Annotated in this window: 15 protein-coding genes; 11 read left to right on the top strand and 4 right to left on the bottom strand. The window is 72.7% G+C overall.

Features of this window, described 5'->3' with window-relative positions:
- The first annotated feature begins 14 nt into the window (after window positions 1-14).
- Window positions 15-725, top strand: coding sequence for an MgtC/SapB family protein (locus D9V37_RS18150; RefSeq protein ID WP_121807526.1), 711 nt, complete (start codon window positions 15-17; stop codon window positions 723-725).
- Window positions 726-741: 16 nt separating this feature from the next.
- On the opposite strand, the gene D9V37_RS18145 is transcribed toward D9V37_RS18150, so the two are convergent.
- On the bottom strand, window positions 742-2,325 hold the full coding sequence (locus D9V37_RS18145; RefSeq protein ID WP_232524996.1) for a diacylglycerol kinase family protein: 1,584 nt from the start codon (window positions 2,323-2,325) through the stop codon (window positions 742-744).
- A 37-nt stretch (window positions 2,326-2,362) separates the two neighbouring features.
- Between D9V37_RS18145 and D9V37_RS18140 the strand changes: the two genes are divergently transcribed.
- From D9V37_RS18140 to D9V37_RS18115, 6 genes are read left to right on the top strand one after another with little or no spacing between them, the layout of a single operon-like run.
- Window positions 2,363-3,313: a hypothetical protein gene (locus D9V37_RS18140; protein ID WP_147455997.1), complete on the top strand. Its 951-nt coding sequence runs from the start codon at window positions 2,363-2,365 to the stop codon at window positions 3,311-3,313.
- Window positions 3,310-4,494 (top strand): glycosyltransferase 87 family protein, encoded by a 1,185-nt coding sequence (locus tag D9V37_RS18135; protein ID WP_121807524.1) that lies wholly within the window; start codon window positions 3,310-3,312, stop codon window positions 4,492-4,494. Before D9V37_RS18140 ends, D9V37_RS18135 begins: the two co-directional genes overlap by 4 nt.
- Complete coding sequence (gene serS, locus D9V37_RS18130) at window positions 4,491-5,765, top strand: serine--tRNA ligase (RefSeq protein ID WP_121807523.1); 1,275 nt, start codon at window positions 4,491-4,493, stop codon at window positions 5,763-5,765. Before D9V37_RS18135 ends, serS begins: the two co-directional genes overlap by 4 nt.
- Window positions 5,758-6,603, top strand: a complete 846-nt coding sequence (locus tag D9V37_RS18125; protein WP_121807522.1) for an HAD family hydrolase — start codon at window positions 5,758-5,760, stop codon at window positions 6,601-6,603. Before serS ends, D9V37_RS18125 begins: the two co-directional genes overlap by 8 nt.
- Entirely contained in the window at window positions 6,600-7,103 is a 504-nt protein-coding gene (locus D9V37_RS18120; RefSeq protein WP_158604517.1) for a GNAT family N-acetyltransferase, read from the top strand. Before D9V37_RS18125 ends, D9V37_RS18120 begins: the two co-directional genes overlap by 4 nt.
- Entirely contained in the window at window positions 7,100-7,894 is a 795-nt protein-coding gene (locus D9V37_RS18115; RefSeq protein WP_121807520.1) for a Cof-type HAD-IIB family hydrolase, read from the top strand. Before D9V37_RS18120 ends, D9V37_RS18115 begins: the two co-directional genes overlap by 4 nt.
- A 58-nt stretch (window positions 7,895-7,952) precedes the next feature.
- On the opposite strand, the gene D9V37_RS18110 is transcribed toward D9V37_RS18115, so the two are convergent.
- Both D9V37_RS18110 and D9V37_RS18105 read right to left on the bottom strand, forming a co-directional pair.
- The gene (locus D9V37_RS18110) at window positions 7,953-8,483 is read right to left on the bottom strand and encodes a 2'-5' RNA ligase family protein (RefSeq protein ID WP_158604516.1); all 531 of its coding nucleotides are present in this window, start codon (window positions 8,481-8,483) and stop codon (window positions 7,953-7,955) included.
- Window positions 8,480-9,250: an alpha/beta fold hydrolase gene (locus D9V37_RS18105; RefSeq protein ID WP_121807518.1), complete on the bottom strand. Its 771-nt coding sequence runs from the start codon at window positions 9,248-9,250 to the stop codon at window positions 8,480-8,482. Before D9V37_RS18105 ends, D9V37_RS18110 begins: the two co-directional genes overlap by 4 nt.
- Before the next feature lie 42 nt (window positions 9,251-9,292).
- Between D9V37_RS18105 and D9V37_RS18100 the strand changes: the two genes are divergently transcribed.
- The 3 genes from D9V37_RS18100 to D9V37_RS18090 are packed head-to-tail and all read left to right on the top strand — an operon-like array spanning window position 9,293 to window position 11,765.
- Window positions 9,293-10,201 (top strand): ABC transporter substrate-binding protein, encoded by a 909-nt coding sequence (locus D9V37_RS18100; RefSeq protein WP_121807517.1) that lies wholly within the window; start codon window positions 9,293-9,295, stop codon window positions 10,199-10,201.
- Entirely contained in the window at window positions 10,198-11,040 is an 843-nt protein-coding gene (locus tag D9V37_RS18095) for an amino acid ABC transporter permease (protein WP_232524995.1), read from the top strand. Before D9V37_RS18100 ends, D9V37_RS18095 begins: the two co-directional genes overlap by 4 nt.
- A complete protein-coding gene (locus D9V37_RS18090) occupies window positions 11,037-11,765 on the top strand; it encodes an amino acid ABC transporter ATP-binding protein (RefSeq protein WP_121807516.1) in 729 nt (242 codons plus the stop codon). The genes D9V37_RS18095 and D9V37_RS18090 overlap by 4 nt, the downstream gene beginning before the upstream one ends.
- Here D9V37_RS18090 and smpB read toward each other — a convergent pair.
- Complete coding sequence (gene smpB, locus D9V37_RS18085) at window positions 11,749-12,234, bottom strand: SsrA-binding protein SmpB (protein WP_269778393.1); 486 nt, start codon at window positions 12,232-12,234, stop codon at window positions 11,749-11,751. The two genes, D9V37_RS18090 and smpB, sit on opposite strands and share 17 nt — an antisense overlap.
- A gap of 19 nt (window positions 12,235-12,253) precedes the next feature.
- On the opposite strand from smpB, the gene D9V37_RS18080 reads away from it, so the two are divergent.
- Complete coding sequence (locus tag D9V37_RS18080) at window positions 12,254-13,378, top strand: CaiB/BaiF CoA transferase family protein (protein ID WP_232524994.1); 1,125 nt, start codon at window positions 12,254-12,256, stop codon at window positions 13,376-13,378.
- Window positions 13,379-13,467 lie beyond the last annotated feature (89 nt).

Genomic DNA, 13,467 nt, shown 5'->3' with positions numbered 1-13,467 from the left:
GTAGGCTCGCGGCGATGTCCCTGCTCGACCTGCTCAGCGGCCCCGGACAGGGCGTCATCCAGGCGGTCGAGCTGGTGGTGGCCTTCGGCCTCTCGGCCCTGGTGGGCCTCGAGCGCGAGGTGCGCGGCAAGAGCGCCGGGCTGCGGACCCAGACGATCGTCGGCACGTCGTCGGCGCTGATCCTGCTGGTCAGCAAGTACGGCTTCGGCGACGTCTTGTCCGACCACGTCGTGCTCGACCCCAGCCGCGTCGCCGCCCAGATCGTCTCCGGCGTCGGCTTCCTGGGCGCCGGGCTGATCATCACCCGCCAGGGCGCCGTGCGCGGGCTCACGACCGCGGCCGCGGTGTGGGAGGTCGCGGCGATCGGCATGGCCGCCGGCGCCGGACTGGTGCTGCTGGCAGTGGTGGTCACCGTCCTGCACTTCGTGATCGTGCTGGTCTTCGGGCCGCTGGTGGCACGGCTGCCCGGCCGGCTGCGCCGCTCGCTGCACCTGCACGTGACCTATCAGGACTCCCGCGGAGTGCTGCGCCGGCTGCTGGCCGAGTGCAGCCACCGGGGCTGGACGCTGACCGCCCTGGCCTCCGAGCCCCCGACCCTCGGCGGTGCCGACACGGTCGGCGTGATGCTCACGCTGACCGGTCGCGACCTCTCCGGCGCCGTCTCGACGCTGGGGGCGGTCGACGGCGTCACCGGGGTCGAGGTCGTCGACGAGGAGTCCGAGTAGCGCCGAGACGTATCGCTCAGCGAGGCACCCGGACCAGCAGCCGCCCGTGGACGCAGCGGCAGCGCAGCTCCTTGCCGGGGGCGACCAGGTCGCCGTCGAGCTGGCGGGGCTGTTCTCCCGCGGCGCGCACGACGACCTCCTTGCCGCGCATCCGCGTGACCAGCTCGTCGGTGCGGCGGTTGCGGCTGAGCACACGCACGGCCAGCGGCAGCCAGGAGAGGAAGCGCCGCGGGTAGAGCAGCACGACGTCGATGAGGCCGTCGTCGATCTCCGCGTCGGGGATCAGCGGCATGCCGCCCTGCAGGAACCCCACGTTGCCGACGACGATGGTGCGGGCCCGGTGGCGGGTGAACTCGCCGCCGTCGACGGAGATCTCGACCCGCACCGCCGGGAACATCAGCGAGCGCAGCGCCGAGACGACGTAGGCCACCCAGCCCACCCGGGCCTTGAAGTCCTCGTTGACGCCCTCCATGATCGCGGCGTCGAAGCCCATGCCGGCCATCACCAGGTAGGTGGAGTCGGGCATCTCGTCACCGGAGACCTCGACCATGTCGATGGCCCGGTCCTGGCCGTTGAGGGCCACGTCGACCGCCGCACGCAGGTAGAGCGGCAGGGCCAGGTTGCGAGCCAGCAGGTTGCCGGTGCCGGCCGGCACGATGCCGATCGGGACGCCGGTGCCGGCGAGCTCCTCGCAGACCGCACGGACCGTGCCGTCGCCCCCGCAGGTGATGACCAGGTCGGCGCCACCCACCGCAGCCGCGTGGGCCTGGCTCTCGCCGGGGTCCTCGACGGTGGTCTCGTACCAGAAGACGTCGGCGAACCCGGCCGCGGCGGCCGACTCCTCGACCATGGCCCGGAACGCACCGGGGTCGTCGACCTTCGCCGGGTTGAGCACCACGGCCAGCTGGCGCGCCTCGCGGCGGTAGACCTCCGGCAGCGGCTCGGTGGTGAGCGCGCTCGAGCGCGGGCGCGGGTCGTAGACGGTCAGCACGGTCAGCCCGACGCCGACGCCCAGCAGCCAGCCGCCGGCCACGTCGGAGACGTTGTGCACGCCGAGCAGCACCCGGTCGAGGCCCACCAGCACGGCCACCGTCACCGCAGCCCCGACCAGCAGCCGGCGCAGGTTGCGTCGACGCACCAGCATCATGGCCAGCACGCAGGTCACGCAGGCCGCGGCGGCGACGCCGGCGGCGTGGCCGGAGGGGAAGCTCAGCGAGCGCAGGGTCGTGATGGGGTCGTCCCACACCGGCCGGGCGCGTCCGACCAGCGGCTTGAGGACGTCGACCAGGAGCGTCGAGACGACCATGACCAGCACGGTCCACACGGCGGCACGGCGGTGGTTCTTCCATACCAGCAATCCGGCCGTGACGACCGTGTAGGCCGTCATCGGCCACAGGCTGAAGGCGAGCTGCACCGCCAGGGCGACGTGCCGCAGCCACGAGGTGTCCACGGTCAGCCGCTGCGGCGGTGTGCCGAGCGCGGTGTCGAGGTCCTGCAGCGGCTGCCAGTGCAGGTGCACCGGCACGGCCAGCGCCGCGAAGAGCACCAGGCACACGACCGCCCACGCGGCCGTGCGCCGCGGCTGGGGGGCGTCGCTCACGCCGCCCGATTCTCCCAGACGGGCGTAGGCTGAGGCGATGAGGCGGGTCGTGATGACGGTCCTCGCAGTGCTCTCGGTGCTGGCGGGCGTCGCCGGATGCGGTCAGCAGCCCTCCGGCAGCGCGCGGTCCGAGGGGTCCAGCAGCCCCTCGTCGAGCAGCAGCGGCGACGCCGCGGCCTCGCAGTCCTGGCTGCTGCGCTTCGACTCCTACGTCGGCGAGGACGGCGAGGGGCGCCAGGCCACCTACGTCACGCTCACGCCCGCCACCGGAACGGCCACGGTCGTCACGATGCGCCCGGTGGAGCCGATGCAGGCCTCGGGCGGCGCGGTGAGCCTGCTGGTCGACGCCAGCCATCGGTGGGCGCTGCTCGACAGCAAGCCGCAGGCGACCTCCGACCGGGCCAAGGGCGTCGTCCGGCTCTACGACCTCAGTGCCAACGGCGCCAAGCGGGCGGTCTCGGTGCGCCGGCTCAGCCACGACCCGTCGCTGCGCACCGACTGGGTCTCCTTCGACCCCACCGACGCCGGCGTGCTGCGCGTGGTCTCGGGACGCACCGTGTGGAAGGTCGACCTGGCCACCCAGCAGGCGCAGCAGGAGGGCACGCTGCCGCAGAAGACCGGCTGGATCTACGGCGGCGGGTTCGCCCAGAACACCGGCGAGCCCTTCATCGAGGACACCGGCTCCTTCGAGACCATCCCGGCCGGCAACGGCGAGGACTCCACCGAGCCCGTCCAGCGCGCCGGCGGCCGGGTGCTCGACCCGCTGGGCGACGAGCCCTACGGCGACGCGCCCAGCCCGTGCGAGGTCAGCGCCGGCTTCGTCACCTCCGGCGGCGACACCTGGGCCTTCTGCGTGGCGGGTCGCACCCTGCAGACCAAGGTGCTCGACGAGGGCAGCTCGACCTGGCGCGACGTCGGCCAGCCCACCAGCGACGTCGTGCCCACCGACTCCGACCCGGTCTTCGTGCTGCCCCCGACTCAGGGATGAGGGCGGCCTGGGCGCTGCTCGTCGCGTCCGCGCTGCTGCACCTGGTCGTGCTGGCGGTGTGGCCGGGGTCGGCGCCGGTGGGCACCGACATCGACGTCTACCGACACGGTGGGCTGGCCGTCCTGCACGGCGCGCCGCTGTACACGCGGCCGGTGGACCTGGGTTACGTGTGGACGTACTCACCGTTCGCCGCGCTGGTGATGGTGCCGCTCGGGCTGGTCGGCGTGGGGCTGCTGATCCCGCTCGGAATGGTGCTGCAGGTGGTGTTGGTGCTCGCCGTGGCAGCCGGCGTGTGGCACGTGGAGTCGAGGACGGCCGATCGGTCGTGGCTGACGCCGGCGGTGGTGGCCACGGCGGCCGCGGCGCTGTGGCTGGAGCCGGTGTGGCTGACCATCGCGCTGGGCCAGGTGAACCTGCTGCTGATGGCGATGGTGCTGCTCGACCTCGGTCGCCGCGACCGGCCGCGGTGGCAGGGGGCGCTGGTGGGGGTGGCGGCCGGGATCAAGCTGACGCCACTGGTCTTCCTGCCCTACCTGCTCATCACGCGTCGCTACCGGGCGGCGGCGACCTCGGTGGCGGCGTTCGCGGCGACGATCGCCGTGGGCTTCGCCGTGCTGCCCGCGGACTCCAGTCGATTCTGGACCCACACCTTCTTCTCCGCCGACCGGGTGGCGCCGGCGTCGACGCCGGGCAACCAGTCGATCCGCGGCGCCCTGGTGCGCGCGGGACTGGAGGACCGCACGCTGACCCTCACCTGGCTGGCGCTCGTGGCCGTCGTCGGCGTCCTGGGGATGGTGGCGGCCTGGCTGGCGTGGCAGCGCGACCGGCCGGCGCTGAGCACGACCCTGGTCGGGCTGACCGGCGCCGCGATCTCGCCGTTCTCCTGGGAGCACCACTGGGTGTGGCTGCTGCCGCTGCTGGTGGTGCTCCTCGCGCAGGGACGCCGCCTGGCGGCCGCGGTGGTCGCGCTGCTGTGTGCCGCCTGGTTCGTGAGCTCGCCGGCGGGCGGGCCCGAGCACCAGCCGCCCATCGGACTGTTCCGGCTGCGGCTGTGGTCCTGGTCGGACGCGGTCACGGGCAACCTCTTCGTGCTGGTGTGTGTCGTGACGCTGGTCGCCGTGGTCCTCGGCGGGCTCTCGCGGCGGCGCCCGCCGACGTCCACGGATACCCTCGGGGCGTGATCGACCCACGCGCCCTCCGCGACGACCCCGACCGCGTCCGAGCCGCCCAGGCCCGTCGTGGGCTGTCCGCTGACGTCGTCGACACGGCGCTGGCCGCCGATGAGGAACGGCGCACCTCCATCGCCGACTTCGAGCGGCTGCGCGCGGAGCAGAAGCAGCTGAGCAAGCAGATCCCGCAGGCGAGCGCCGAGCAGAAGGCCGACCTGCTGGCGCGGACCAAGACGCTGGCCGCCGACGTGAAGAGCGCCGAGGCGGCGCAGACCGCCGCCGAGCAGGACTGGCGCGAGGCGCTCATGGCCATCCCCAACGTCGCCGCCGAGGAGGCCCCGGCCGGCGGCGAGGACGACTACGTCGTGCTCGAGACGGTCGGCACGCCGCGCGACTTCGCCGCCGAGGGCTTCGAGCCGCGCGACCACGTCGAGCTCGGCCGCATCCTGGGCGCGATCGACGTCGAGCGCGGCGCCAAGGTCTCGGGCTCGCGGTTCTACTTCCTCACCGGCGTCGGCGCCGACCTCGAGATGGCGCTGACCCAGCTGGCCATGGACCAGGCCCGGGCCAACGGCTTCACCACCGTCATCCCGCCGGCGCTGGTGCGTCCGCGCGCGATGGAGGGCACCGGGTTCCTCGGCCAGGCGGCCGACGACGTCTACCGCATCGACGGCGAGGACCTCTACCTGGTGGGCACCTCGGAGGTGCCGATGGCCGCCTACCACTCCGACGAGATCCTCGACCCGTCCCGCTTCCCGCTGCGCTACGCCGCGTTCAGCCCGTGCTACCGCAAGGAGGCCGGCAGCCACGGCAAGGACACCAAGGGCATCATCCGGGTGCACTGGTTCGACAAGGTGGAGATGTTCGTCTACACCACGCTCGAAGAGTCCTTCGCCGAGCACCAGCGGCTGCTGGCGTGGGAGAAGGAGTTCCTCGACAAGCTCGAGCTGGCCTACCGCGTGATCGACGTCGCCGCCGGCGACCTCGGTCTCTCCGCGCAGCGCAAGTTCGACTGCGAGGCCTGGATCCCCACCCAGGGCCGCTACCGCGAGCTGACGTCGACCTCGAACTGCACCGACTTCCAGGCCCGCCGGCTCGACATCCGCGGCCGGTTCGAGGGTGGCACCTCACCGGTCGCGACCCTCAACGGCACGCTGTGCGCGATGACGCGCACGATCGTGGCCATCTTGGAGACCCACCAGCAGGCCGACGGCTCGGTACGGGTGCCCGAGGCGCTGCGGCCCTACCTGCAGGGCCGTGAGGTGCTGAAGCCGGTTGAGTGAGGCGTTGACGGACTGGGTGCCGCGTCTGGTGGCGCTCGACATCGACGGCACGTTGCTGGTGCCCGACCCGCGCGGCGCGAGCGTCGAGGAGGTCACCGAGCCGGTGCGCCGGGCCGTGCTGGCCGCGGCCGCCAGCGGTGCCCACGTGGTGCTGGCCTCGGGCCGGGCGCCGCTGTCGATGGCGGGCATCGCCGACGCGCTCGGGCTCACCGAGCTGGTCCGCGACCGGACCGGCGAGCGGTTGCACGTCGTGGCCTCCAACGGCTCGGTGGTGTTCCGGCACGCGCCGATGGAGGTCGTGGAGGAGGTCACCTTCGACGCCACCGACGCCGTGCGCGTCGTGCTGGGCCACGTGCCCGGTGCCGCGGTGGCGGTCGAGGAGCACGGCATCGGCTACCGCGTGAACCGGCTGTTCCCCGAGGGCGAGCTCGACGGCGAGATGATCGTGACCGAGCTGGCCGACATGCGGCTCGACGCCGTCAGCCGGGTCATCATCCGCGATCCCGACTCCACCTCGGAGGACTTCGTCCACCTGGCCAAGCAGCTCGGGCTGCAGGGCACCAACTACTTCATCGGCTGGACGGCGTGGCTCGACCTCGCCCCCGACGGCGTCAGCAAGGCCAGCGGTCTGGAGTGGGTCTGCGCCGACCTCGGCCTCGACCGCTCCGACGTGCTGGCGATCGGCGACGGCCGCAACGACATCGAGATGCTGGGCTGGGCCGGACACGGTGTGGCCATGGGACAGGCCCCCGAGGTGGTCAGATCCGCCGCCGACGAGGTCGCTCCGCCGGTGCAGGACGACGGCGCCGCGGCGGTGCTGGGACGCTGGTTCGCGTGATCGACCTCCCCACCGCAGCGTTGCGGACCGAGCTGGTCGTGCTCGAGACCCTCGACGTCGACGACATCTCCGACCTGCTGGCCGACCCACCGCGACGCCACGAGGACTGGCATTCCTCCTTCCCGCGGCAGGACGACCGCGACGGCGTCGGCATGGTGCGCGAGGTCTCCGGATGGACCTCGCGCGGCATCCGTGAGCGGGCCGGCGGCCTGGTCGTCGGCACCATCGGCTTCTTCGGACCTCCCGAGCGGTCGGGCGACGGCGTGCCCGAGGCGGAGGTCGGCTACGGCTTGGTCGAAGAGGCCCGACGGCGCGGGCTGATGAGCGCCGCGCTGCCGGCGCTGCTGGCCCTCACCGACGCCGCCGGCGTCCGCGTCCGGGCCCATACCGAGCCCGACAACGCTGCCTCGCTCGCCCTGCTGCGCCGCGTCGGCTTCGCCGACCACGGGCCCGACCCGGACGACGAGGACCAGCCCCTGCTGGTCAGGCCGGTGTCATGAGCATCCGCCTCGTGGCCAGCGACCTCGACGGCACGCTGGTCCGCTCCGACGGCTCGCTGGCCGAGCGCACCGTCGCCGCCCTGGCGGCGGCCGAGGACGCCGGCCTGGCCGTCGTCTTCGTCACCGGCCGGCCGCTGCGCTGGACGCGCGAGGTCTTCGACCACGTCGGCCCCCACGGCCTGGCGGTCGTCTCCAACGGCGCGATGGTCTGGGACGTCGCCGGCGACGCGATGCGGTCGGTCCGCGCCATCGAGCCCGACGTCGCGCTGGAGGTCACCGAGCTCATCCGCACCGCCGTGGCCGGCAGCGCGTTCGCCGTGGAGACGATGAGCGGGATCGCGCTCGAGCACTCCTTCATGGAGCGCCACCCGATTCCCGACGGCGCGCGACGCGGCACGATCGCCGAGATCGTCGACGGCCCCGTGCTGAAGCTCCTCGCCCGGCACGAGGAGCTCGCGCCGCTGGACTTCTGGGACCGCGCGGAGGCCGTGGTCGGGTCGTTGGTGGAGATCACCTGGTCCTCGACGTCGTCGCTGCTGGAGATGAGCGCGGCCGGTGTCACCAAGGCCAGCACGCTCGCGCTGCTCTGCGAGGAGCACGGCATCAGCGCCGAGGAGGTGCTCGCCATCGGCGACATGCCCAACGACATCGCCATGCTGCAGTGGGCCGGCACCTCCTACGCCATGGCCAACGCCCACGAGAGCGTCCTCGCCGTGGCCGACCACGTCGCCGCGAGCAACGACGACCACGGGGTGGCGCGGGTGATCGAGGGGCTGCTGGGGTTGCCGTGACTCACCGGTGCACCGGTGAATCACGGCAGGCTCGACCCCTGCCCGCGCCGACCCGCCCTCAGGCCGCGGTGGACCCGAACGGGAAGCTCGCGATGGTCCGGGTGTCGTGCTCGGCGACCCGGACCAAGGTGGCGGTGAAGGCCGTCGCCTCCAGGGGGAGCCGGTGCTCGACGTCGGCGCGCAGGTCGTCCACCGTCTCGCCGGCCAGCAGGGGGACCGAGAGGTGGGGCACCAGGTCGTCGAACCGGCCGCCGTAGGGCGGGAACTGGCGGAAGATCCGGCACAGGCCCTGGGTCAGCTCGCGGAACAGCGACCCCGGTTCGGGCACGAGGTAGGCCGGTCCCTCCCCGGGGAAGCGGCTGACGCCGGTGAGCTCGTAGCCGAACTGGCCCTCGTCGGCGAAGTAGCGCTCGAGCTCGGCGATGACGCCGTCGTCGAGCTGGTCCTCGGCCACGAACGGCGAGAGCACGGTGATGTGCGCCATCAGGCTGCCGTCCTGGGGCTGCAGCGGGTCGCCGTTGGCCAGCGCCCGGCGCCGCACGATCGTCTCGGCCTCGCGCACGGGCACCCGCACCGCGGTGTGGCTCACGACAGGTGCCCTCGGACCGCGGCGGCGAACGGCGCCGGCCGGCACAGGTTGGCCAGGTGGGCGGCATCGGCGACGGTGGCGGTGCGGGCGCCGGGGATGGCCTCGGCCAGCTCGCGGACCACCGGGGGCGGGCAGGTCGGGTCCTGGTCGGCGCCGAGCACCAGCACCCGCTCGCCCAGTCCGATCTCTCCGAGCCGGTGGCGGACGTCGAAGCGCCCCAGCGCCTCGCACAGCACGGCGTAGCTCTCGGGGTCGGTGCCCTCGAAGTCGTCCATGGTGCGGCGCACCCGGTCGGGGTGCTCGGCCTCCACCGCCTCGGTGAACCAGCGGTTCTCGGTCGGCATCCGCAACGGGCCCAGCCCCCTGGCCCGCACCTGCGCCGCCCGCTCGACCCAGGTCGCGGGCTCGCCGAACCGGGCGGCGGTGCAGGCCAGCACCACACGGTCGAGACGGTCGGGGGCGTCGAGTGCGAGCTGCTGGCCGATGGCGCCGCCCAGGGAGATGCCGACGTAGTCGAAGCGCTCCAGCCCGAGCATCCCGGCCAGCGCGAGGACGTCGGCGGCGAGGTCGGCCACCTCGAGGGGGCCGACGGCGGTGGGGGAGGAGCCGTGACCGCGCAGGTCGAAGGCCACCACCCGGCGCTCGGCGGAGAGGTCGGCGACCAGGTCGTCCCACATCCGCGTCGTGGAGCCGAGCGAGCCGCCGAGGACCACCGTGGGCGCCCCGGTCGGGCCGTGCACGCGGTGGTGCAGCGCGACCGGGGGCATGGCGTGGATTCTAATGTCGATCCGAGCCCTAGCATTTCTCTCATGCGCACGCTCTCCCTGGTGGCGGCCGCCCTGCTGCCGACGGTCCTCGTCCTGTCCGCCTGTGCCCCGAAGGACGACGGCTCCAGTGCCAGCAGCGGCTCCAGTGCCACCGCCTCCTCCTCGGCGAGCGCCTCGGCCAGCACCTGCACGCCCGCCGCGCTGGCCAAGGCGGGTGCGCTGACCAAGCAGGGCACGCTCACCGTGGCCACCGACAGCCCGGCGTACCCGCCGTGGTTCGAGGACAACAAGCCCACCAACGGCAAGGGCTACGAGTCGGCCGTGGCCTACGCCGTCGCGAAGAAGCTGGGCTTCTCCCAGAGCCAGGTCAGCTGGGTCAAGGAGCCGTTCAACAACTCCTACGCCCCGGGCCCGAAGAACTTCGACTTCGACATCAACCAGATCTCGATCACCACGGCCCGCGCCAAGGTGGTCGACTTCTCCACCGGCTACTACTCCGCCGCGCAGGCCGTCATCGCCCTGAAGGGGTCCGCTGCGGCCAAGGCGACGAGCCCGGCCGACCTCGCCAAGCTCAAGCTCGGCGCCCAGACCGGCACCACGTCGCTCACCGCGATCCGCGACGACGTGAAGCCTGCCGAGGACCCGCTGGTCTTCGACGACACCAACGTGGCCAAGCAGGCGCTGCTCAACGGCCAGGTCGACGCGATCGTGGCCGACCTGCCGACCGCGCTCTACATCACCGCCACCGAGCTCTCCAAGGGCGTCATCATCGGGCAGTTCAAGAGCAGCGGCACCCCCGAGCAGTTCGGCATGCTGGCCGCGAAGGGCAGCAAGCTCGTGCCCTGCCTGGACTACGCCGTCGCCCAGCTCACCCAGGACGGCACGCTGGCATCGCTGGAGAAGACGTGGCTCTCGGAGTCCGTCAGCGTGCCGGTGCTGACGCAGTCGTGAGCGTCTCCGCCGTCGAGCTGGAGCGGCGGCGGGTGCGGCGGTCGCAGTCGCTGCGGCGCGCGCTGCTGGCGACGCTGGCCACCGTCGTCTTCTTCGGGGTGGTGGGCCTGCTGGTGACGTCCTCGCAGGGCTGGCCGGTGGTCAAGCGGACCTTCTTCGACCCGCACTCCGCCGTCGACGCCTTCCCGTCGGTCATCAAGGGCTTCGGTCTCAACGTGGTGATGTTCCTGGTCGCCGAGCCGGTCATCTTGGTGCTCGGCGCCGCCGTCGCCATCGTGCGCGGCACCCGCTCGGCGGCGCTGTTCCCGCTGCGGGTGGTGGCCGTGCTCTACACCGACGTCTTCCGTGGCATCCCGAGCATCCTGCTGGTGTTCCTGTTCGCCCTCGGGGTGCCGGCGCTGCGGCTCACCGGGGTGCCCACCAGCCTGTTCTGGCTCGCGCTGATCGCGCTCGTCGTCTCCTACGGCGCCTACGTGGCCGAGGTGTTCCGCGCCGGCATCGAGTCGGTGCACCCCTCGCAGGTGGCGAGCGCCCGGGCGCTGGGGTTCTCCAACGCCCAGACGATGCGGCACGTGGTGCTCCCGCAGGCGGTGCGCAACGTGGTGCCCCCGCTGCTCAACGACTTCGTCTCGCTGCAGAAGGACACCGCGCTGGCCGGTGCGGTCGGCGTCTTCGAGGCGCTGTTCGCCGCGCGCGACTACGCCAACTTCCACTTCAACTTCACCCCCTACGTCGTCACCGCCGTGCTCTTCGTGGCGCTCACCGTGCCCTTGGCACGGCTGACCGACTACCTGGGCCGGCGCTCGCTGGGCGGCCGGCTCTCCGGGGTCGCCCGATGACGCTGCTCTCGCTCGCCGGCGTCAAGAAGTCCTACGGCGACAAGATGGTGCTCGACGACGTCGACCTCGCCGTCGCGCCGCACGACGTCGTCTGCCTCATCGGTGCCTCGGGCAGCGGCAAGTCGACGCTGCTGCGCTGCGTGAACCTGCTCGAGCAGGTCGACGACGGCGTCATCGAGTTCGACGGCCAGGACATCACCGACCCGCGCGTCGACCCGCGCACCGTGCGGCGCCGGATGGGGATGGTGTTCCAGGCCTACAACCTGTTCCCGCACATGAGCGTGCTGCGCAACATCACCCTCGCCCCGCAGATCGTGCACACGGTGGGTCAGGACGAGTCGCGCACGCGCGCGATGGAGCTGTTGGACCGGTTCGGTCTGGCCGACAAGGCCGACGCCCGTCCCGACCAGCTCAGCGGCGGCCAGCAGCAGCGGGTGGCGCTGGCCCGCGCGCTCGCCGCCCGCCCCGAGCTGCTGCTGCTCGACGAGGTCACTTCGGCCCTCGATCCCGAGCTGGTCGGCGAGATGCTCGCGGTGCTGCGCGACCTGGCCGCCGAGGGCACCACCATGCTGCTGGCCACCCACGAGATGGGCTTCGCCCGCGACGTCGCCACCAGCGTCTGCTTCCTGCACGAGGGCCGCATCCTCGAGCAGGGCCCGCCCTCGCAGGTGCTCGTCGAACCCCGCGAGGAGCGCACCCGCCAGTTCCTCAGGCGCGTCCTTTGAGACGCCGGCCGGCGGCCCGCTCGATCTCGCGGCGGGCCTCGCGCTCGGCCAGGCTGTGCCGCTTGTCCCAGGACTTCTTGCCGCGGGCCAACGCGATCTCCACCTTGGCGCGGCCGCCGGAGAAATAGAGCGAGAGCGGGACGATCGTCATGCCTCCCTCGCGCACCCGGCGCTCGAGCTTGTCGATCTGCACGCGATGGAGCAGCAGCTTGCGCTTGCGCTTGGCGGCGTGGTTGGTCCAGCTGCCCTGCGCGTAGGAGGGGATGTTCACCGCGTGCAGCCACGCCTCCCCGCCGTCGATCTCGACGAACCCGTCGACCAGCGACGCCCGCCCGGCCCGCAGTGCCTTCACCTCGGTGCCCACCAGCACCAGCCCGGCCTCGAGGCCGCTCTCGAGGTGGTAGTCGTGGGCCGCTCGGCGGTTGCGCGCGACGACCTTGTCGGCGGACCAGTCGGACTCACGTCGCACGCCTGCCATGATCCCAGGTGTGGGACCACTGGCTGGAGTACGCGTCGTCGAGCTGGCCGGGATCGGCCCCGGGCCGCATGCCTGCATGATCCTGGCCGACCTGGGCGCCGACGTCGTCCGGATCGACCGGCCGGGCGGCGGTGACCTGGAGCTGGGGTCCTACGACGTCCTCAACCGCGGCCGGCCCAGCGTCGCGCTCGATCTCAAGCGTCCGGAGGCGGTCGCGACGGTGCTGCGGCTGGTGGAGCGGGCCGACGTGCTGATCGAGGGGATGCGGCCGGGCACCACCGAGCGGCTCGGGCTCGGTCCCGAGGACTGCTGGGCGCGCAACCCCGCGCTGGTCTACGGCCGGATGACCGGGTGGGGTCAGCACGGACCCCTGGCCCACAGCGCCGGTCACGACATGAACTACATCTCGGTGGCCGGCGTGCTGCACGGGCTCGGCCAGGACCCCGACCGACCGCACTTCCCGTCGAACCTGGCCGGCGACTTCGGCGGCGGCTCGACGTACCTGGTGATCGGCGTGCTCGCGGCGCTCCTGGAGGCACGCACGTCGGGTCGCGGCCAGGTGGTCGACGCCGCCATCGTCGACGGCGCCGCGCACGTGTCGGCGATGAACGCGAACTTCCTGGACATGGGCCAGCCCGAGGAGCGAGCCCAGGGACTGCTCAACGGCGGCGTCCCCTACTACGACGTCTACGAGACCGCCGACGGCAAGCACCTCTCGGTGGCGCCGCTGGAGGGCAAGTTCTACGTCGAGTTCCTGCAGCGCCTCGGGCTCGAGGACGCCCCCGACCGCGCCGACCCCGAGCGCGCCGGCGAGCTGCGCTCGCTGATCACCGCGCGGATCAAGGAGCGCACCCAGGCCGAGTGGGTGGCCGACCTCGAGGGCACCGACGCCTGCGTGGCCGGCATCGTGCCGCTCTCCGAGGCGGCCCGGCACCCGCACAACGTCGCCCGCGAGGTCTACGTCGAGCGCGACGGCGTCGTGCAGCCCGCGCCGGCGCCGAGGTTCTCCCGCACGTCCGCCGAGCTCGGGTCCGGTCCCTCGGCGCCGGGAGCCGACACCCGCGCCGCTCTCCTGGCCTGGGGCATCGACGACGCCGACGCCCTCATCGAGGCCGGGGTGGCCGTGCAGCGGTGACGGGGTCGCTCGGGCCGGACGGGTCGCCCGTTCACCATGCCACCATGGTGAACGGGCACTTCCCACGACGTAAGACCCGTGGGAAGCGG

Source organism: Nocardioides mangrovicus (genome assembly GCF_003674065.1).
Lineage (GTDB): Bacteria > Actinomycetota > Actinomycetes > Propionibacteriales > Nocardioidaceae > Marmoricola > Marmoricola mangrovicus.
Note: the sequence above shows the minus strand (reverse complement) of the source record. Positions and strands in the feature narration are given on the sequence as shown.

Bases quoted from the DNA above. Each gene is read 5' to 3' on its own strand.
- D9V37_RS18100 (WP_121807517.1), top strand. From the start codon at position 9,293: ATGCGCACGCTCTCCCTGGTGGCGGCCGCCCTGCTGCCGACGGTCCTC.
- D9V37_RS18090 (WP_121807516.1), top strand. From the start codon at position 11,037: ATGACGCTGCTCTCGCTCGCCGGCGTCAAGAAGTCCTACGGCGACAAG.
- D9V37_RS18115 (WP_121807520.1), top strand. From the start codon at position 7,100: ATGAGCATCCGCCTCGTGGCCAGCGACCTCGACGGCACGCTGGTCCGC.
- D9V37_RS18135 (WP_121807524.1), top strand. From the start codon at position 3,310: ATGAGGGCGGCCTGGGCGCTGCTCGTCGCGTCCGCGCTGCTGCACCTG.
- D9V37_RS18150 (WP_121807526.1), top strand. From the start codon at position 15: ATGTCCCTGCTCGACCTGCTCAGCGGCCCCGGACAGGGCGTCATCCAG.
- D9V37_RS18105 (WP_121807518.1), bottom strand. From the start codon at position 9,250: ATGCCCCCGGTCGCGCTGCACCACCGCGTGCACGGCCCGACCGGGGCG.
- D9V37_RS18140 (WP_147455997.1), top strand. From the start codon at position 2,363: ATGAGGCGGGTCGTGATGACGGTCCTCGCAGTGCTCTCGGTGCTGGCG.